Consider the following 20790-nt stretch of genomic DNA (forward strand, 5'->3'; position numbering starts at 1 on the left):
CGAATACACGCCGAACATGAAGTTTGTGTGACATCCGTTCGGTCGCGCCCTCCGCCAACGGCCTATGTCGTAACAGCAGGTTTTTGCGCGCCTGCGGCCATATGTGGCAATCAAAAAAGGATCTCGTAGTGATGCTCGCTCGCCCATCCCGTCGTGGTACCAACGCTCTGTCATCCAAACGTGAAGTCATGGATCCGACGCTGTGGCTGCTCAAGCCGTTGGCGCACGCGGTGGCGTTGTGTCTGGTGGCGGGCAGTGCGCAGGCGCAAACGGCGTTCAGTTCGAGCTGGTTTGCCGCCAAGGGTGCGGCGCAGCAGGCCGCGGCGGCACGTCCGAGCGTGGGGGGCCTGCCGGGGATGACACCGCCATTGGCCCAGCAGCAGAAGGCCAATGCGCAGTTGCAGCGTTCGATTCAGACCCTGAACAACACGGTCGCGGCGATTGCTGCGCAACAAGCGGCGCAGGCGGCCGGACGCGCTGCTGCGTTGGGCACGGTGCAGTTCGTGCCGGACGGCCTGGGCGAGGGTGGCTTGAAAGTCGATAACAGCCTGACCCAGGGTTGGCAGAACGCGAAGGGTCCGCAGCAGACCCAGGTCGATGGCAAAACCACAGTGACAATCGAGCAGACCGCCGACAAGGCGATTCTAAACTGGGAAACCTTCAACGTCGGTCGCAATACCACGGTCGATTTCGCCCAGCAGTCGAACTGGGCGGTGCTCAACCGCGTCAACGATCCGAATGCCCGGGCCAGCCAGATTCAGGGCCAGATCAAAGCCGACGGCACGGTGATGCTGATCAACCGTAACGGCATTGTGTTCAGCGGCAGCAGTCAGGTCAACGTGCGCAATCTGGTGGCCGCTGCCGCCAACATCACCGATATCCAGTTCCGTGATCGTGGGCTGTATTTCGACAGCACCGGCACCCAGCCGACCTTCACCGATGCCGCCGGCAAGGTGTTGGTGGAACGCGGTGCCTCCATCGACACCCACAAGCCGGCATCGTCTACCGCTGCCGGTGGTTATGCCTTGCTGCTCGGCAGCGACGTACAGAACGACGGCAACATCAACACCATCAAGGGCCAGACCGTGCTGGCCGCCGGTGACCGTTTCTACATCCGCAAGGGCTCGGGCACCGAAGGCAATGCGCTGTCCACCACATTCGGCAGCGAAGTCATTCCGGGCTTCAAGGCCGGTGCCGTGGCGGGCAATGTCACCAACAACGGCTTGATCCAGTCCGCCACCGGCGACATCACAATGGCTGGGCACGAGGTCGTGCAAAACGGCGTATTGCTCGCCAGCACGTCAGTGGCGACGCGGGGCACGATTCACCTCTCCAACCCGAGCACCGATGCTAACGGCAGCGTGACGCTGGGACAGGGCAGTGCCACGGCGATCATGCTCGACAGCAGTGACCTGACCGCCCTCGACAGCCAGCATCAGGCCGCGCTGACGGGCGTCACGGCCAACAACCGGATCCGTGGCGATCAGTCACGCGTCGAGATTCAGAGCGGCGGCAGTGTCGAGTTCCAGAACGGCTCGATCACCCTGGCCACCGGCGGCCAGGTCGCGGTCAGCGCACAACGCCGCAGCCTGGTGCGCGACGGCGCGATGATCGATGTATCCGGTGCCCTCGGCGTCAAAGTGGCGATGGAAAACAACAGCATCAAGATCAACGTGCAAGGCAACGAGCAGCGCGATGCCTCGGTCAACCGCGAGAAAGGCGCGCTCAACAGCAATGACATCTGGGTCGATGTGCGCGATCTGGTGTATGTACCGGCCGGCACCAACGGCTACGCCACGGATCGCTGGTACACCGCCGGTGGCTTGCTGGAAGTCGGCGGTTATCTCGGCACTCAAGGGCACAGCGTCGGCGACTGGATGGCCCAGGGCGGCACGGTGAGCTTTGCCGGCAACGACGTGGTGACTGAAAAGGGTTCGCTGATTAACCTGTCCGGCGGCACCCTGGATGTGCAGAGCGGCGAGATCCGCCAGAGCTGGCTGCGTGGCGCCGACGGCAAGTTGTATGAAGTGTCGCGCGCGCCGGGGGACCTGCTCTACACCGGCCTCTACAAAGGCTATGAAGACAGCAGTCAACGCTGGGGCCAGACCCGTTATTACTACAGCCCGCTGATTGCGCCGCGCTCGCGTTTCGAGTCGGGTTACACCGTGGGTCGTGACGCCGGACAACTGGTGATCGCCACGGCCAACGCCGTGCTCGACGGGCAAATGATCGGCGAGGTGTATGAGGGCGAACGGCAGAATCAGGCGCCGAAACCGGTGCTCGACGGCTATCAGCAGAGCCAGAGCGCGTTGGCCCGGCGTGCGCAGTTGATCGTCGGCAGTTACGACCCGACCTTCGTCGCGGCGTCGAATGGCCTGCTCTACACCCTCAATCCGACGCTGGATCAGGTGCAGATTGGCGGCGAGCGCCCGGTTGCCGGAAATGATCCGGACCTCACCGGCGCGGTGTCCGATACCCGCAAGGGCAAGCTGTATCTTGATAACGATCAGCTCAGCGGGTTGCGCCTCGGTGCGCTCAAGGTTTCGGCCAAGGATCAGATCGCCATTGACGGTGCGCTTACGGTCGATAGCGGTGGCGACATTACCCTGTATTCCCCGGATGTGCAGATCGGCGCCGACCTGAGCGCGCGTGGCGGTAGCCTGCGTCTGGGCAACGTGCTCAATCAGTTTCTCAGTAGCGACACCGCTGACACTCGGCTCACGGCGAAGGTCGGCAAGGCGACGCAAGTCACTGTGGCCGACGGTGTGCAACTCGATACCCGTGGCGTGTGGAGCAACCTGCGCACCAACCCGGATGATGGTGCGAGTCTGGCGTACCTCAATGGCGGTTTGCTGTCGATCCGCAGCAGTGGCGACATTGATATGGGCGCAGGCAGTCTGCTCGATGTGTCCTCCGGTGGCGCTGTGCTGGCCAACGGCAAGACCCAGGGTGGCAAGGGCGGGGACCTGACGCTGGAATCCAGTGCGATTTCGGCGCCCGGTGAAACCCACCTGAACCTTGCGGGCGATCTGCGTGGCTACGGTGTCACGGGCGGCGGCACGCTGACGGTACAGGCCAACAGGATTCTCATCGGTCAGACCGACAAGGCGCTGGCTGACAATCCCCTGCAGCTGTCTGCCGATCTGTTGCGCAAGGGCTTTTCCGCCTACAACCTGATTGGCCTGAATGGGCTGGGCGTTGCTGAAGGTACGGCGATCGATGTGCACATGCCGGTGTACCGTTTCGCTGATGCCGCGCCGAATCAGGTCAGTGGTGTCGATCCGCAAACGGCGCTGGAGCTGTGGACGCCGACGCTGTTCCAGGAAAACCCGACCAAGGGTGTGCTGAGCCAACGCGCCGGCGCCAGCCTGACCTTGCAGGGCGGGGCCAGCCTGATCGGTCTGATCGATGCCGCCAACAGCACGTTGACGCTGGGCCGTGGTTCGCGCATCAGCGTCGATCCGGGGCAGAGTATCAAACTGCGCGGTGCCGGGCAGATCACTGTGGAAGGTGAACTGAATGCCTGGGGTGGTGCGATTGATATCCGGCAGCAGCAGTTCGGTTCGGATAAACCGGCGACCTCCATTGTCGTGGCCGATCCGAACGCGCATGACCGTTCCATCTGGATCGGTGAACAGGCTGTGCTGGATGTCGCCGGACGCGCCACTACGGCAGTCGATGCGCTGGGCCGCACTTACGGTCAGGTCGGCAAGGGTGGCAGCATCATCATCGGCGGTGAAATCGATGCGAAACTGGCCACTGCCACGGCCGCCGATGCCTACGTGATTGTACGTCCGGGCGCACGGCTGGATGCCTCGGGCACCGAGGCCGTTGTGGATATCGCCGGCCAGGGGCCGACCCGCGTTGCGACGGATGGCGGGCGGATCAGCCTGAGTTCCTACAACGGCCTGTTCCTTGAAGGCAATCTGCGTGCAGCGGCAGGGGGTGTCGGGGCGGCCGGTGGTCGTCTGGAACTGGCGCTGGAGACGCCGTTGTATTCCGATTCGGCGAGCAACGCGGTGCGGGTACCGAGGGAAATGATCATCGGCCAAGGGGCTGGAGACAGGCTGCTGCCCACGCTTCTGCTACCCGGTGAAGGCGCCGATGGCTTGCGTTACGGTCAGGGCCGGCTGAGTGCCGACGGCTTGATGGCAGGCGGTTTCGATAACCTCAGCCTGTTGAGCAATGGCCTGTTGTCGTTCGACGGCGACGTCAATCTGCGGATGAATCAGAGCCTCAATCTGTACGCCGGAGCGTTGTCTCTCGCCGAGAGTTCCAAAGGCACGGCACGGGTCGATCTGAGTGCGCCGTACTTGCGTCTGTCGGGGGTGGGCACCTACTTTGCCGGCTTTGGCATGGTACGCCCACGCTTGCTCCCAGGCCCGACGACTCGATTGTCCGACGCGACGTTCAATGCCAGCGCGAACCTGTTGGATGTGAGCAATGGCCTGTCGTTCGGGGTGCAGGGTTCGATCCTGCAACGGCAGGCGCCGGCCGTTGAATACAGCCGTCGGGCTTTCGGTCTGGTGAGCCTCGACAGCAGCGGCGACCTGCGCTTCCTCGCGCCGAATGATGGTGCGGAGAAAACCAGGCTGTGGACGCCGGGCGACTTGAACCTCGGTGCGGCGCAGATCTATCCCGCCACCGGCATTCAGGCTGAGGTGCGTGCCGGTTATCAGGGCGCCGTCCCGGTTTCCGAACACACCTTGCGGATCAGCGGCCACGGCGCGGCACCGACTGCGGTGCCGTATTCGGCATTCGGAAAGCTGATTTTTTCCGCCGCGTACATCGAACAGGGCGGTGTCTTGCGTGCACCGCTGGGCAAGATCGTATTGGGTGACGATTTGCTCAGCACCACTCACGAGGTTCGTCTTCTGCCGGGCAGTCTGACTTCGGTCAGCGGTGCCGGTCTGGTCATGCCGTACGGTGGCACCACGGACGGTATCGACTATCGCTATAACGGCAAATCCGTGGTGCTCAACGGCATCTCCGGCGAAACATCAGGCGTGTCGATCGGCACGCAGTTCGCCGATGTGCAAAGCGGTGCGGTCATCGACCTGTCCGGCGGTGGCGATCTGCGTGGCGCCGGTTTCGTGTCCGGTCGCGGGGGTTCCACCGATGCACGTTTCAACCCGCTGGTGCGCACTTCGACTGACGGCACCTTCAGCCTGCCGGGGCTGGCGAGCAACCCGGTGTATGCCATCGTGCCCGGCAACCAGAGCAGCTACGCGCCGATGCTGGCCGAAGCGGGTGCGGGCGATCCGCGCATTGGCCAGCAGATCACTATTGGCGCCGGTGTGCCGGGGTTGGCGGCGGGTACTTACACACTGTTGCCGTCAACGTTTGCCCTGATGCCTGGTGCGTTCCGGGTTGAGGTAAACGGTCAGGCAGCACCCGGCGTGACAACGGGGGCGTTGCCACTGCGCAATGGTTCATGGACCAGCAGCGGGCAGATGTCGATTGCCAATACCGGCCTGCGTGACAGCCTGGCCAGTCAGTTGATTCTCACGTCAGCCGATGTGTTGCGTCGTTACTCGCAGTACAACGAAACCGGTTTCTCTCAATTCATCCAGAGCGACGCCGCCCGGCGCGGTGTGCCGCGTGCGCTGGCACCCATGGACGGCAAGACACTGGATCTGCGCCTGGCCTCCGGCGGCAAGCAAGACATCGCTTTGCAGTTCAACGGGCGCACGCTGTTCGAGGCTGCCGAGGGCGGCATGGCCGGCACAGCGGTGGTACGTGGCGGCAACGCCGGGAGCAGCTTCGAGATACTGGGTGCGGGCCGTGCATCGACACCGGGTTTCAACGGTGTGTCGCTGTACGCCGACACGCTCAACAGCCTCAACGCGGGGCGGCTGACCATCGGTGCGATGCCGAATGTCTTGTACAACACGACCGCTAACATCATCGGCTTCCTGGGCGCGAGTGAAAGTATTGTCTTGCGTGAAGGGGCGATTCTATCCGCGCCGCAAGTCTTGCTGCGCACCACGTCAACGCTTGGCGGGATCACCGTCGAGGCGGGGGGCGGGATCAATACGCTGGGCCGTGGCAACGTGGCATACGACTCGCTGGCCGGTTACGTTTATGAGCCGAAAGGCTCCAGCCTGCTGCTGGTTTCCAACGGTTGGGCGCAGGTACTGGCACCGGAACGGGCCAGTGGAATCAGCGGCGCGGGCAGCATCCGGATCGGCACTTGCGCAGCGAGTGCGTGCAACAATCCGGCCCTGCTGTATTCGAACGGCAGTATCACGGCCGCTACGGATAACCAGTTCGAACTCGGTGAAGCGGTGCGTTTCGGCACCCGTCATCTGGCATTGTCGGTCGGCTCGGTCAATACCGGCAGCGCCGAAGCACTTGCAGCGGCGGGCAGCCGCGTGCCCGCCGGCCTCACGCTCAACCAGAACGTACTCGACCGCTTGCTGCGCGGTGATACGCAGTTTGCCGCGCCGGCCCTGGAAACCCTGAGCCTGACCACTCGCGACGCCTTCAATTTCTACGGCAGCGTGAGCCTCGACACGATCGATCCACAGACCGGTCAGAGCAAACTGCAGAACCTGGTGCTGGTCACCCCGGCGATCTACGGTCTGGGCGATGCCAACGATGTGGCGAGTATCCGCACGGCCAACCTGATTTGGAACGGCGCGACGCAAAGCGCCGGCAGCGTCATTACCGGTGGCGCCGGTACGGGCAGCGGCACGCTAGACATTCAGGCCCAGCGGATCGAGCTGGGTTACGGACCGATGCCTCAGGCCAGCGGTCTGGATCAGAACAATCGATTGGCGTTGGGGTTCACCAACGTCAACCTCAGCGCCAGCGAGCGCATCACCGCCAATCACAAGGGCAGCCTGGCGGTGTATCAGGAGCAGGGCGCCTACGATCCGCTCACGGGTTACCGCTACAGCGGCGGCAATCTGAACCTGCGCACGCCGTTGCTCACCGGTGAGGCGGCATCGGTCAGCCTGCTCAAGGCCGGCAACAGCCTCACGCTCAGTGGCGCTGGCGCTGCCGGGGTGGCGAATGCCTTGGGTGCGGAGTTGCATCTTGAAGCCCGCGATGTCGTGCTCGACAGCCGTATCGCCTTGGCCAGCGGCAAGCTGACCGTCAAGTCCGAGGGCGATTTGACGCTGGGCACTAGTGCCGTGCTGGACATGGCCGGACGGACCTTGCCGTTCAACGATGTCAGCAAATACAGCTGGGGCGGCGATGTCTCGCTGTACAGCGCCAACGGCAATATCCGTCAGGCTGCGGGCTCGCGGATCGACCTGTCGGCGAAGAACAATCAGGCCGGTAACCTCAGCGTCGTCGCTCTGGCCGATGCGGCCGGGATGGTCGATCTGCAAGGCGAGATTGTCGGCGGCAGCAGCGGTTACTACGACGCCGGGGGCACGTTGGTGCCGTACAAGGCCGGTGGCGTGGACATTCGCGCGCAGCGCCTGGGAGGTGACGCCACCGAGCAATTCGCCGCGCTCAATCAGCGTCTGAACGCCGGGCAGGTGTACGGCAGCCGAAGCCTGCAACTCAAGCAAGGCAATCTGGTGATCGGCGACGGCCTCAAGGCCGGTGAGGTCAATGTGTCGGTGGACAATGGCAGCCTGACGGTGGCTGGTCTGATCGACGCCAGTGGCGAACGTGTCGGCAGCATTCGTCTGTCGGCGAAAAATGGCCTGACCCTGGCAGGCAACAGCGTGCTCGATGCCCATGGTCGCGTACTGCGGGTCGACAGCTACGGCGAGATCATCGATGCGCCGAACCGTGCCACGGTCGAACTGAGTTCCGGCGATGGTTTGCTCACGCTGGGCAACGGCGCGCGGATCGACCTGCGCCACGGCACCGATGCCGTGCCCGGTTTCCTTGCCGGGCAACACGATGGGATGCTGCGCGGTACGCTGGAGCTGAATGCGCCGCGTCTGGGCAGCAATGACATCGCCATCGACGCCAGTGGTGTGTTGACCATTCAGGGCGCACGATCCATCGGCCTCAACGGTTTGCGCCGCTACACCGATGCCCGCGATGGTGTCGATCCGGCGGTCAGTGGCCGGCCGTATCAGGTGATTGATCAGGCCATGCTCGAGCGCATTCATGGCGACAGCAACAACTTTATCAACGCCGCACTGGGCAATAACGATCTGCTGCAACGCAAACTCGCCGGGTTGAACAACGCCACGTATGCCGATGCGTTCCATTTGCGGCCCGGTGTGGAGATCGCCAGCAAGACGGCTGACGGTGATCTGGTGGTGGAGGGTGATCTGGATTTGTCCGGTTATCGCTATGCCAGCCTCAATCCGCACACGCAGTTGAGCCCCTCCGTATATGGTTTCGGGGAAGCGGGCAGCCTGGTGATTCGTGCAGGTGGCAACCTCGATATTTACGGCAGCATCAACGACGGGTTCGCGCCGCCACCGGAAACCCAGGATGACGCCGGGTGGAAACTGATTGCCGGTGTGCAGCCGTTCGGCGGCGATCTGATCGTGCCGAGCAGTGGAGTGACGCTGGCCGAGGGCACGCAGTTTCCGCTGGGGGCGACACTCAATTACGACGTGATGATTCAACCAGCGGTTCTGGCCAGTGGCACGTTGCTGCCGACTCAAGCTGTGCTGAACGAGGCGTATACCTTCAGCGCCGGCACGGTGTTGGCGGGGGCGATTCACGACAGCAACGGTCATCTGCTGTATGCCGCCGGTACGCTGCTCAGCGACAGCGTGACGTTGCCTGCCGACACACGCCTGGGGGCCGGCATTCGCTTGAACAAGGCCACCGCCCTGCACGCGATGAACTGGCCCAAGGGTGTGCCGTTACCCAGCGTTTACGATGCAGATCTGACGACCTCCTCCGGGGTGAAATTAAAGGGCGAGCTGGCCTTGTTGCGCGGTTCGCTGATTCCGTCGATGACCGATGTGAAGCTCGCCGAAGGCACTTCGCTGATCGAGTTGCGGCCGTTCAACGGCACACAACAGGGCAAGAACTGGGCGCTGGCCAGCATGCTGCCGTCGGGCAGTGCGTCGTGGTCTATGCGCGTGGTCGCCGGTGCAGATCTGGCTGCGGCCGATAGTCGTGCGGTCAAACCGCTGACCCCGGAAGGCAATCTGCGGCTGGCGGACAGTCATTACGGCGTCAACATCACCACGGCGGCGGGCAAGCTGGTCTGGGCTCCGGATAATCCCTTCTTTACGCCCTACGAGCCGGTCCCTGATGACATGCTCGAGTACTGCCAGCAGATTGCCGACTTGTGCGTACCCATGGCCCGTTGGGTCTGGGCGCCAGGCAGTGGAATGGGGCCGGACTACGAACCGGTTCCCGAGGAGGCCCAATTCATTTGTGATCTGCAGCCGGAACTGTGCATCGGCAACAATCCCGGGAAAACGGCCAAGGCCCATATGCAGATGTTCAGTGTTCTGCGCACCGGCACGGGTGATCTCGACCTGATCGCCGCCGGCAATCTGAGCATGGATTCACCGTTCGGCGTATACACCGCCGGCACCCAATCAACGAATATCGATCCGCTCTATAACCTGCCGCGCGGGCATCTTTCGGATAACGATTCGGTGTTGGGTACGGCCGGTGCCGCTTATGAAAAATGGGTCGACGGCGGCAGCGACAGCCTCTATCAGGCCTGGTATCCGCAGATGGGCGGCAACCTGACAATCACTGCCGGTGGCTCGGTTTCCGGTGATTCGGTCGGGACGAAAGCCCAATCGACAGCGAGCGGGTTCCGCGAGCAGATGGCCAGTGTGGCAGTGGGCAACTGGCTGTGGCGTCAAGGCACGGGAAACCCGGATGTGCCCACGGCCTGGTGGATCAACTTCGGCAGTTATTCCACCCAAATGAACTCAGATCGGGTGATCAACACTGAACCCTACCTGGTGGGTTTCACCGGTTTCGGTACCTTGGGCGGTGGCAATATCAGCCTGCGGGCTGGTGGTGATGCCGGCATGCTCAAACCGCTAGGCGATGCCGTTAACTACCCGCGCGGTCAGGGGCTGATCGTCGCGGTAGGCAGCACCGGTCGAGTCGCCAGCGATGGCAGCGTGCAGATGACCGGTGGTGGTGACATGGACATTCGTATCGGCGGCACGCTCAACCCTTCGCTGCAAGCGCGGGCCGGAGAAACCGGCTTCGGCCAACCGAATCATGATCTGCAGGGCGCGCTGATCAACCTGCGCGGCGCGGCACACATGACGGGTGGAGCACTCGGCGGCATCAACCTGCAGTACGGCGCCGGCGCTGTGTTCAATGATCTTCGGGAAACCCGCGCACTTGATCCGTTTACCTCGACCACCGGTAGTGCTTCCGGAGGCGTGGTGCTGATTCCGGGTGACTCGGGCATGAGCCTGAGCAGCCGCGGTGATCTGGTGTTGGGCGGTGCCGCGGATCCTGGGCGAGTGAGTCTGATGAACGCCAGCCCGATCATGGCGGCCGACGCAAGCGTTGAGCAGGGCGGTATCCTCAGTGGCTTTTCATTGTGGACTGACCACACGGCAATCGATCTGTTCTCGGCTGGCGGGAACCTGACGCCGGGCACACAGATAGCAGAATTCAGTACATCCAACGGCCTGATCACGGGCCGCAATACCTCACCTACCGACGGCCGATTTGTCTACCCATCGATTCTGCGCGCGGTGGCGGGCCAAGGGTCCGTTTATGCAGGGCCATCCGCGACATTCATTGGCGTAAACAACTACCCGCTGCAAGGTTACTCACTGCTTCTGGCGCCGTCGAAGTCGGGGCAGCTTGAACTGCTGGCAGGTGACTCTATCTACGCCGGTGGCTATGCGATCAACCAGTCGGGGGCCAGCCCGATGGCCGTGGCTACCCCGTTCAAACCGGCATTCAATGCTTACACCAACAGCAACGCCGGAAAACCGCTGCGCACCAACTACAGCGACGATGGCGTGGCGGCAGAGGGCAACGTGCGATATCCGCTGTTTGCCTATGGTCCCAACAGCTACTCGGGATCGAACGACGTACAGGGGCCGGCGCGATTCTATGCGCTGACGGGGGACCTGGTGGGCATTCGCAGTGGCGAAACGTTGAGCTTTTCCACTTCCAGACGCACCTGGTACGAAGCGGCGGGGCCTGTGTGGATGATCGCCGGACGCGACATCGTTGCCTCTGGCACTGCCCTGGGGCAGCCTGCGGCCGTGCCGACAGTGGAAATGAGTAGCGGCAAGGAGGACATTTTTTCCACCGGCAACCTGTTCGTCCACAATGACCTGCGAGATGTATCGCGCGTCTCGGCGGGCCGCGACATTCTCTACAGCAGCTTCGATATCGCCGGACCTGGAACGCTGGATATCAATGCCGGGCGCAACATCCTGATGGAAAACCGCGCCAGCATCACCAGTCTCGGCTCGATAGTGGCCGGGGATCTGCGGCCTGGTGCCAGCGTGGTATTGCAGGCGGGCGCAGGCGCGCAGGGGCCGGATTACACAAAGTTCATCGCCCGTTACCTGAATCCGCAGAACCTTGCTGACCCGAATGCCTCTCTCAACGGCCAGCCGGGCAAAGTGGTCAAGACCTACCTCGACGAGTTGCAGAGCTGGCTGACCCTCGGTTACGGCTTCAGCGGCAACGCAGAGCAGGCACAGGCGTTCTATGCCGCGCTGCCAAGTGCCGAGCAGGCGATCTTTGCGCGGCAGGTGTACTTCGCCGAACTGCGCGCCGGCGGCCTGGAATACAACGACGTCGACGGCCCGCGCAAAGGCAGTTATCTGCGCGGTCGCAACGCCATTGCCGCACTGTTCCCGAGCACCGATGTGGCGGGCAATCCACTCCGTTACGACGGCGACATCACGCTGTATGGCGGAGCAGGGGTCAAGACGCTGTTCGGCGGCGATATCCAGATGCTCACACCGGGTGGTGGTCAGGTGTTCGGCATCGAAGGCGCGGCGCCACCGTCCACGGCAGGGATCATTACGCAGGGGGCGGGCAACATTCAGCTCTACTCGCAGGGCAGTATTCTGTTGGGGCAGAGCCGGATCATGACCACCTTCGGCGGCTCGATCCTCGGCTGGTCGGCCGAGGGCGACATCAACGCCGGTCGCGGCTCGAAAACCACTGTGGTCTACACCCCGCCGAAACGGGTTTACGACACCTGGGGCAATGTAACCCTGTCGCCTTCGGTGCCGAGCACCGGTGCGGGTATCGCCACCCTTAACCCGATTGCCGAAGTGGCGCCGGGAGACATCGACCTGATCGCGCCGCTGGGCACCATCGATGCGGGCGAGGCGGGCATTCGCGTCTCGGGCAACGTCAACATCGCCGCGCTGACCGTGGTCAACGCCGCCAACATCGCCGTGCAAGGCAAGACCAGTGGCGTACCGGTGGTGGCTGCGGTGAACACCGGGGCGATCACCTCGGCCAGTTCGGCGGCATCTTCGGCAACCCAGGCCGCTGAGGACGTGGCGCGTCAGCAGCAAGCAGCGGCGCGGCAGAACCAGGCGTCGGTGTTCACCGTGCAGGTGCTGAGCTTCGGCAACGAACAACTGGCGCCGAGCCGTGATGGTGCCAGTCGTGCGCCGGCGACCGGCTACAACCCGAACAGCCCGGTGCAGGTGCTGGGAGCGGGGGCACTGGATGAACAGGCGAAGCAGCAGTTGACTGAGGAGGAACGCGGGCAGCTGACGTTGTAAAAGACTCTCGTGTAGTACTTTGGGCGACCGGTTGGTCGCCCTTTTTTTGTGTAGGCGGGAAGGTTCAGGGATACCCTTGTCGAGCATGCAATACGTTCAGGATTTCGATCCGCTCGGTCACCCGATAAACCACGACGTAGTTGGGATGGATAACGATTTCCCGGGTGCCGGCGACCTTGCCGAAGCGATAAAGGTAGGGGTGAAGTGGGAGGGCGGAGATAGCCGCTTCGATGGCGGCGTTCAGTTGACTGGCCGCAACGGCGTTACGGTCAGCGATGTAGTTCAGGGTTTGCCAGAGTTGAGTGCGAGCTTCAGGTCGCCAGTCAACCCGCACTGTTTTTGTTGAGTTTCGATTCGATGAGGGCGCGCATCTCGGCCATCACCTGCTCGTGGGGGATGTTGGGCCGCGGATCATCCATCGAGGCCTGTACCTGTGCCCGGAACCAGCGATCGTAGCTGGCGGCCTGCTCTGGGGTTTCAAAGTCTGAAACGATAAGGGAAAGTTCGGCGCTCATAGTGACCTCCATGATCAATGTGAAGCAGTCTAAGGGGGATGTGGCTCGCTGTCGTCACTGGCAAGACGAAGTGCGAAGTATCCATTGGTGCGAGCGATAACGCAGTCAGACGTTTCCGTGGATCAAGTGGGCATTTCCACGGGGTCTGTAGGCTTCATCACACCTGTGGGAGCGGGCTTGCTCGCGAAAGCAATCTGTCAGTAACCAATACGTTGCCTGACACGGCGCTTTCGCGAGCAAGCCCGCTCCCACATGGCATGGCGGCGCAGGTCAGAAGGCGTAGGGGATGCTGACCTTGGCCCAGAGCATGTCGCCTTCCGGCCGGTTCTCCACGTCAAACTCCTTGGCCCAGCGAATCTCCGCGCTGGCGTATTTGAGAAAGGTGAAATGCAACGCCGGGCCGATCGCGAATACCTGGCCGCGCACGCCGTCATCCACATCCTGCCCGGCGAATTGCACGGTGTGGCCGTACTGTTTGTCGTCGGTGGTCTGCTTGAGGTAATAGCCGTTAAGGCCGAGCATCACATCGTCGGTGATTTTGTAGCTGGCCGAGTAATCGAAGTGGAAGATCTGCCCGGACTTGTAGTCGGTGTCCTTGTTCTTCTCGTTGAAGCTGTAAGTGGTCTTCATCGACACTTCGGTCTTGTCGGTCGGCAGCCAGGTGAAGGAGAACAGCGGCTTGTAGGTGTAGAAATTGTTGCTGGTGTTGGCCAGCCGATCGACGCTGTATTCGCCGGTGGGCACGGTGATCTCCACGGCAGCACCCAGGGTCAGGTTCTTGCCCATGTCCCACAGGATGATCGGCGCGATGGTGGTGTCGCCCATGCCTTCGCGGGTATCGCTGAGGCCGAATACCGAGACTTCCTGCTTCAGCCAGGGCTGGGCGATGTAGCCGGCCAGACGTCCGCCGAACACTCGTACCGGGCTCAGGTAATCAATACGCGGGATCACCGCTGTCGATTCGATCTCGACATTCGGCACTTTGCCGCCCAACGAGCTGATGTTGAGCTTGGTCGACTTGTAATGGTTGTAGTAGAGGTTGAACGCGACCATGTTCTGCGGAAGGCTGTCGACTTCCAGCGGCAGCATGAAAAATCCGTCGGTGCCGGGGCCGATGTTGTCGACCCCGGCTTCGGTGGCCAGGGCCGGCAGGCACGCGGTGCATCCGAGCAAAGTCAGTGCCAGACGCAAGGGGAAAGTGGCGCGGTTCGGGCTCATGGCTGTCCTCATTATTATTGTGGTGGGACGTAGCGCCGGTACGCAGAACGTCCGGCACCATAGAAATAAGCGCTTGGCGCCCGCTGGGGCAGGGTATTGGCGGACAGTTAGGGGGACTTCTGCGGACAGTCGGCCAACCCTGTGCTAACTTCCTTCGACATAACCGGTTACAAAAATAACAATCAAGCGTGATCCGGAATGTCAGCCCCCATGAACGTAAAAGTCCAAGACCCCACTTTTGAATTGGCGCTGGTTTCGCCGTTCCTCCTGCAAACCCTCGCCGAAGTCGTGCGCAACAAAGGCATCGACCCCGAAAGCCTGTGCCGTGGCCTGGGCTTCAGCCTCGAAGATCTGCAGGATCCGGCGCAGCGGATTTCCTACCGCCAGGCCGTGGCGATGATTCAACGGGCGCTCAAAGTGTTGCCCAATCAGGGCCTGGGGCTGTGGGTCGGCGCGCAGAATGTGTTGGGTACGCTGGGGCTGCTCGGGCATGTGCTGTCGCTGTGCAAGACCTTGCGCGATGCCTTTGCCCTCGGCATTCGCCATCAGCACACCTCCGGCGGAATCGTGGTGTCCAGCGTCGATGTGGTGGGTGATCAGGTGCACCTCGATGCCGAATGTCGCTTGCCGTTTGCCGATGTGCAGGTGTTCGCGGTCGAAGAGTTTTTCGCCAGCCTGCTGGTGTATGGCCGGGCCTTGGCGGGCCATGATTTCAAGGCGATCGCCGTGGAGTTCGTGCATGCCGCGCCGGATTACCTGAGCGAATATCACCGCCTGCTCGGGCCGGACGTACGCTTCGGCTGCCTGCACAATCGCATGCTGATCGATGCTCGGTGGCTGGACGTCAACCTGCCCAATCACCATTCGCTGGCGTTGCGTCAGGCGGTTGCGTTGCTGGAGCTGGAAGCGGCGCAGGTGCATCAGAAACTCGATCTGATTCAAGCAGTGGAGCGGGCGATTGCCCGGGACCTGAGCCGGGGCAGCCATATCGAAAAAATCGCCGGCGACCTGAACATGAGCAGTCGCACCTTGCGCCGCCGTTTGACCGAGCATGCGCTGACCTTTGAAGCGCTGCTGGAACAGGTACGTCAGGCGCGGACCATGAGTCTGCTGGCCAATCCGGACATGCCCATCGAGCGGATTACCGAAGAAGTCGGCTACAGCGACGTGCGCAGTTTTCGCCGGGCGTTCAAGCGCTGGACCGGGATGAGCCCGAGTGCGTGGCGGCATGACACAAACCCTCACCCCAGCCATCTCCCGGAGGGAGAGGGGGCCGACCGAGGTGTGTCGCGTCATACATCGACCTGAAAGATTTTTGTCGATTATGGATTCGGTACATCATTTTCAAGTCGGCATATCTCTACAGCTTCCCCCGTTCAGTTCCCTCTCCCTCTGGGAGAGGGTTAGGGTGAGGGGTTTTTAGCATTCTCCAAACCCACACAAACCCTCCGGCCACAGGTAAACTCCCGCGCACTTTCCCAAGGAGTTCACATGAGTTACTACCAGCCGGGCATTCTCGCCACCCCTGTTCCTGCGCAAGCACGTCACCTGTTTTTTGCCCTTGCGTCGGTTGAAGCACTGCCGCAGGCGATCGACAACCTGATGAATCTGGTGGACGGCAAGTCGGCTGTGATGGGTTTCGGTGAATCCCTGACCAAAGCCCTGAACGTGCAGATCGACGGTCTGCGCAGCTTTCCGGCCATGAGCGGCGTCGGCGTGGAAAACCCGTCGACCCAGCACGCGCTGTGGGTCTGGCTGCACGGTGTTGACCGGGGTGAATTGCTCAATCGCTGCCACGCCTTCGAAGCCGCGCTGGCCCCGGCGCTGCGCCTGGTAGACATGCAGGAAGCCTTCCGCCACAAGGACGGCCATGATCTGACCGGCTACGAAGACGGCACCGAAAACCCGCACGATGACGCCGCGATCGCCGCCGCGTTGCTGGGCGAGGGCGCTGATGGTCTGGTCGGAGGCAGCTTCGCCGCGATCCAGCAGTGGCAGCACGACCTCAAGGGGTTCCATAAGCTGTCCGCCGAAGACAAGGACAACATCATGGGCCGTCGCCTCAGCGACAACGAAGAGATCGATGACGCGCCAGTCTCCGCCCACGTCAAACGCACCGCCCAGGAAAGCTTCGCCCCCGAAGCGTTCGTCGTGCGCCGTTCGATGCCATGGATCGACGGTGATCGCGCCGGCCTGATGTTCCTCGCCTTCGGTTTTTCGCTGGACGCCTTCGAGGCCCAACTGCGGCGTATGAGCGGTCTGGAAGACGGCATCACTGACGGTCTGTATCGCATCAGCCGGCCGATCACCGGCGGCTACTACTGGTGCCCGCCCATCAAGGACGGCCACCTCGATCTGCGCGCGTTGCGCATCGGCTGAGTGTTTCAAACACAGGGAGTTGAGCATGGATGTGGTGCGGTGGGGCATGATCGGTTGCGGCAGCGTCACTGAACGCAAGAGCGGGCCGGCCTTTTACAAGGCGCCCGGTTCGGCGCTGGTGGCGGTGATGGGCCGCCGCCTCGAAGCGGTGAGCGATTACGCCGCGCGCCACGGCATCGCCCGGGCCTACACCGATGTCGATGCACTGATCAACGACCCCGAGGTGGACGCGGTGTACATCGCCACGCCACCCGACAGCCACCACGCCTACAGCCTGAAAGTCGCCGCTGCCGGCAAGCACTGCTGTGTCGAGAAACCGATGGCGCTCAACGCCGGACAAAGCCGCGAAATGCAGCAGGCGTTTGCTGATGCCGGTCTGCACCTGTTCGTTTCCTACTACCGCCGTTCGTTGCCGCGCTTTGCCCAAGTGCGGCAATGGCTGGCGCAGGGCCGCATCGGTGAGGTGCGGCACCTGAGCTGGACGTTGACCAAGGCACCGTCGGCGGCGGATCTGGACGGCAGCGCCAACTGGCGAACCGACCCGAGCGTGGCCGGCGGCGGCTACTTTGCCGATCTGGCCAGCCATGGTTTCGACCTGTTCCAGTACCTGCTCGGCGATATCGTCGAGGTCGCTGGCTTTACTGCGCGCCAGGCCGGGTTATATGCGGCGGAAGATGCGGTCAGCGCCAGTTGGCGGTTCGCCTCCGGAGCGCTGGGCATGGGTTGCTGGAGCTTTGTGGCGGATCGGCGCGAGGATCGGGTGCAGATTATCGGCAGTCAGGGCCGGATCGCGTTCTCCGTATTTGACGAGCATCCGGTGCAGCTGTTCGCCGATGAGCAGATCAGCCTGGAAATCCCCCATCACGAGCACATTCAGTGGCATCACGTGCTGGGCATGAATGCGCATATTCGTGGTGGTTCGCAGCATCCGGCCGTCGCCGAACAAGCCCTCAAAACCGATTGGGTGATGGACCAGATCCTCAAACGGCACTGATCCTCCAGACCACAACACCATTTCCTTGTGGGAGGGGGCTTGCTCCCGAAGAGGCCGGCATTGCTGGTATTTCCATCGCCTGACACACCGCCTTCGGGAGCAAGCCCCCTCCCACAAGGGTCTGTGTGTTGTCGTGTCTAAGGTTATGCCCAAACAATATTTCTCAAGCTTGTCATAACGTCTCTAAGATCACGTCATAACTCGTTATAACAAGTGATCCCTGATGACCGATAATGTCCTGTCCCTCAGTAGCGTCCCGCTGCACACCCAGCTGCGCGATGTCCTGCGCGCACGCATTCTTGATGGCGAATACCCGCAAGACAGCCAGATGCCGTCCGAAAGTGAGCTCGGCACGCTGTTCAAAGTCAGCCGCATCACCGTGCGCCAGGCGCTGGGTGATCTGCAGAAAGAAGGGCTGATCTTCAAGATCCACGGCAAGGGCACCTTCGTCGCCAAGCCGAAAACCTTTCAGAACGTCAGCAGCCTGCAAGGCCTCGCCGAGTCCATGACCGGGCGCGGCTACGAGGTGATCAACCGCCTGCGCAGTTTCAAATTCATCCCCGCCGACAAACGTGTCGCCGAGCGCTTGCAGGTGGCCGAAGGCGAGACCGTGGCGCAGATCAAACGCGTACGCCTGATCAACCGCGAGCCGATCTCGCTGGAAATCACCTACCTGCCCAAAGCCGTCGGCGAACGGCTGGAGAAGGCCGATCTGGTGACTCGCGACATCTTCCTGATTCTGGAAAACGACTGCGGCATCGCCCTCGGCCACGCCGATCTGGCGATTGACGCGGTGCTGGCCGACAGCGATTTGACCCAGGCGCTGAACGTCGAAGCCGGCTCGCCGATCATGCGCATCGAACGTCTGACCCACGACGCCAACGGCCAGCCGCTGGACTTCGAACACCTTTACTACCGTGGCGATGCGTTCCAGTACCGCCTGCGGATCGACCGGCAAAAAGGGGCGTGACATGACCCGCAAGATCTTGGAACAGGAATACGACATCGTCGTGATCGGCGGCGGCACTGCCGGCCCGATGGCGGCGATCAAGGCCAAAGAGAAGAACCGCGACTTGCGCGTGCTGCTGGTGGACAAGGCCAACGTCAAACGCAGCGGCGCGATCAGCATGGGCATGGACGGCCTGAACAACGCGATCATCCCTGGGCACTCGACGCCGGAGCAGTACACCAAGGAAATCACCATCGCCAACGACGGCGTCGTCAATCAGGCGGCGGTGTACGCCTACGCCACTCATAGCTTCGAGACCATCGAGCAACTGGATCGCTGGGGCGTGAAGTTCGAGAAGGACGAGACCGGCGATTACGCGGTGAAAAAAGTCCACCACATGGGCGCCTACGTGCTGCCGATGCCGGAAGGGCACGACATCAAGAAAGTCCTTTACCGGCAGTTGAAACGCGCGCGGGTGAGCATCACCAACCGGCTGGTCTGCACCCGTTTGCTCACCGACGAGGAGGGCGCGGTCAACGGGGTGATGGGCTTCGATTGCCGCAGCGCTGACTTCCATGTGATCAAGGCCAAAGCGGTGATCCTCGCGTGCGGCGCGGCCGGTCGCCTCGGTCTGCCATCCTCGGGTTACCTGATGGGCACCTACGAGAACCCGACCAACGCCGGCGACGGCTACGCCATGGCCTATCACGCCGGGGCCGAGCTGGCCAACCTCGAATGCTTCCAGATCAACCCGTTGATCAAGGACTACAACGGCCCGGCCTGCGCCTATGTGACCGGCCCGCTGGGCGGCTACACCGCCAACAACAAGGGTGAACGCTTCATCGAGTGCGACTACTGGAGCGGGCAGATGATGTGGGAGTTTCACCAGGAACTGGAAAGCGGCAACGGCCCGGTGTTCCTCAAACTCGATCACCTGGCCGAGGAAACCATCCAGAACATCGAAGAGATCTTGCACAGTAACGAGCGCCCGAGTCGTGGTCAGTTCCACGCCAATCGCGGCACTGATTACCGCACGCAAATGGTCGAGATGCACATCTCGGAGATCGGCTTTTGCAGCGGCCATTCGGCGTCCGGGGTGTGGGTCAACGAGCGGGCCGAGACCTCGGTGAAAGGCTTGTACTCGGCGGGTGACATGGCCGCTGTGCCGCACAACTACATGCTCGGCGCGTTCACCTACGGCTGGTTCGCCGGGCACAACGCGGCGGATTTTGTCGCCGGGCGCGAGTTCTCGACGCTGGATGCCGCGCAGATCGAGAAAGAACAAGCGCGGGTCTACGCGCCGCTGGATCGCGAACAGGGTCTGCCGCCGGCACAGGTCGAGTACAAGCTGCGGCGCTTCGTCAACGACTACCTGCAACCGCCGAAAGTGACCAAAAAAATGCAGATCGGCTTGCAGCGTTTCAGCGACATCGAACGCGACCTCGATCAGATGAAGGCCAACAACGCCCACGAACTGATGCGCGCGATGGAAACCAGCGTGATCCGCGATTGCGCGGAAATGGCTGCGCGCGCCTCGCTGTTCCGCGCCGAGAGCCGCTGGGGCCTGTACCACTACCGCGTCGATCACCCGCAGCGTGACGACGCTGAATGGTTCTGCCATTGCCACCTGAGGAAGGGCGAAGACGGCCGGATGACCAGTTTCAAGAAACCCGTCGAGCCTTACATCCTCCCGCTCGATGCCGAAGAAATGCAGGCCTATGACCGTTTGCGGGTGGGCGCTTTTGCCGCTTGATGCATCACCAGAGAGAGTCCGAACCATGGCCTATCAAGCCCAGGAAATCTTCTTCCGCTCCAACGCCCCGGTCACTGTGGACGAGGACAAATGCATCGCCGAGAAGGGCTGCACCGTGTGCGTCGACGTCTGCCCGATGGACCTGCTGGCGATCAACCCGGCCACACAGAAGGCCTACATGGCGTTCGATGAATGCTGGTACTGCATGCCGTGTGAGAAGGATTGTCCGACTGGCGCCGTCAAAGTCGACATCCCTTATTTACTGCGCTGAACCCTTTCCCCTGTAGGAGTGAGCCTGCTCGCGATAGCGGTGTGTCAGACAACACATCGACATCCAATACACCGCTATCGCG

The 20790-nt window shown here is 62.2% G+C and carries 10 protein-coding genes; 7 read left to right on the plus strand and 3 right to left on the minus strand.

Features of this window, described 5'->3' with window-relative positions; translation table 11 throughout:
• Window positions 1-131: 131 nt before the first annotated feature.
• On the plus strand, window positions 132-12629 hold the full coding sequence (locus tag J1G18_RS26525; RefSeq protein WP_223009301.1) for a filamentous haemagglutinin family protein: 12498 nt from the start codon (window positions 132-134) through the stop codon (window positions 12627-12629).
• Between the two features lie 64 nt (window positions 12630-12693).
• On the opposite strand, the gene J1G18_RS26530 is transcribed toward J1G18_RS26525, so the two are convergent.
• The 3 genes from J1G18_RS26530 to J1G18_RS26540 form a co-directional block, all read right to left on the minus strand.
• A complete protein-coding gene (locus tag J1G18_RS26530) occupies window positions 12694-12963 on the minus strand; it encodes a type II toxin-antitoxin system RelE/ParE family toxin (protein WP_098964236.1) in 270 nt (89 codons plus the stop codon).
• The gene (locus J1G18_RS26535) at window positions 12953-13144 is read right to left on the minus strand and encodes a hypothetical protein (RefSeq protein WP_003225628.1); all 192 of its coding nucleotides are present in this window, start codon (window positions 13142-13144) and stop codon (window positions 12953-12955) included. Before J1G18_RS26535 ends, J1G18_RS26530 begins: the two co-directional genes overlap by 11 nt.
• A 270-nt stretch (window positions 13145-13414) precedes the next feature.
• On the minus strand, window positions 13415-14362 hold the full coding sequence (locus J1G18_RS26540) for a transporter (RefSeq protein WP_223009303.1): 948 nt from the start codon (window positions 14360-14362) through the stop codon (window positions 13415-13417).
• Window positions 14363-14572: 210 nt separating this feature from the next.
• Between J1G18_RS26540 and J1G18_RS26545 the strand changes: the two genes are divergently transcribed.
• The 6 genes from J1G18_RS26545 to J1G18_RS26570 all read left to right on the plus strand — a co-directional run bounded on the left by J1G18_RS26545 (window position 14573) and on the right by J1G18_RS26570 (window position 20708).
• Window positions 14573-15670: an AraC family transcriptional regulator gene (locus tag J1G18_RS26545; protein ID WP_223009305.1), complete on the plus strand. Its 1098-nt coding sequence runs from the start codon at window positions 14573-14575 to the stop codon at window positions 15668-15670.
• A 183-nt stretch (window positions 15671-15853) separates the two neighbouring features.
• A complete protein-coding gene (locus J1G18_RS26550; RefSeq protein ID WP_210557377.1) occupies window positions 15854-16741 on the plus strand; it encodes a Dyp-type peroxidase in 888 nt (295 codons plus the stop codon).
• A 25-nt stretch (window positions 16742-16766) separates the two neighbouring features.
• Complete coding sequence (locus J1G18_RS26555; RefSeq protein ID WP_223009307.1) at window positions 16767-17735, plus strand: Gfo/Idh/MocA family protein; 969 nt, start codon at window positions 16767-16769, stop codon at window positions 17733-17735.
• A 223-nt stretch (window positions 17736-17958) separates the two neighbouring features.
• Window positions 17959-18705, plus strand: coding sequence for a GntR family transcriptional regulator (locus J1G18_RS26560; RefSeq protein WP_166497284.1), 747 nt, complete (start codon window positions 17959-17961; stop codon window positions 18703-18705).
• Between the two features lies 1 nt (window position 18706).
• On the plus strand, window positions 18707-20437 hold the full coding sequence (locus J1G18_RS26565) for a fumarate reductase/succinate dehydrogenase flavoprotein subunit (protein WP_223009310.1): 1731 nt from the start codon (window positions 18707-18709) through the stop codon (window positions 20435-20437).
• 25 nt (window positions 20438-20462) lie between these two features.
• On the plus strand, window positions 20463-20708 hold the full coding sequence (locus J1G18_RS26570; protein WP_003225615.1) for a ferredoxin family protein: 246 nt from the start codon (window positions 20463-20465) through the stop codon (window positions 20706-20708).
• Window positions 20709-20790 lie beyond the last annotated feature (82 nt).

This window comes from Pseudomonas sp. MIS38 (assembly GCF_019891575.1).
GTDB lineage: Bacteria > Pseudomonadota > Gammaproteobacteria > Pseudomonadales > Pseudomonadaceae > Aquipseudomonas > Aquipseudomonas putida_A.

Coding starts and splice junctions, on each gene's coding strand:
- J1G18_RS26525 (WP_223009301.1), top strand. CDS start 132: ATGCTCGCTCGCCCATCCCGTCGTGGTACCAACGCTCTGTCATCCAAA.
- J1G18_RS26535 (WP_003225628.1), bottom strand. CDS start 13,144: ATGAGCGCCGAACTTTCCCTTATCGTTTCAGACTTTGAAACCCCAGAG.
- J1G18_RS26540 (WP_223009303.1), bottom strand. CDS start 14,362: ATGAGCCCGAACCGCGCCACTTTCCCCTTGCGTCTGGCACTGACTTTG.
- J1G18_RS26545 (WP_223009305.1), top strand. CDS start 14,573: ATGAACGTAAAAGTCCAAGACCCCACTTTTGAATTGGCGCTGGTTTCG.
- J1G18_RS26550 (WP_210557377.1), top strand. CDS start 15,854: ATGAGTTACTACCAGCCGGGCATTCTCGCCACCCCTGTTCCTGCGCAA.
- J1G18_RS26555 (WP_223009307.1), top strand. CDS start 16,767: ATGGATGTGGTGCGGTGGGGCATGATCGGTTGCGGCAGCGTCACTGAA.
- J1G18_RS26560 (WP_166497284.1), top strand. CDS start 17,959: ATGACCGATAATGTCCTGTCCCTCAGTAGCGTCCCGCTGCACACCCAG.
- J1G18_RS26565 (WP_223009310.1), top strand. CDS start 18,707: ATGACCCGCAAGATCTTGGAACAGGAATACGACATCGTCGTGATCGGC.
- J1G18_RS26570 (WP_003225615.1), top strand. CDS start 20,463: ATGGCCTATCAAGCCCAGGAAATCTTCTTCCGCTCCAACGCCCCGGTC.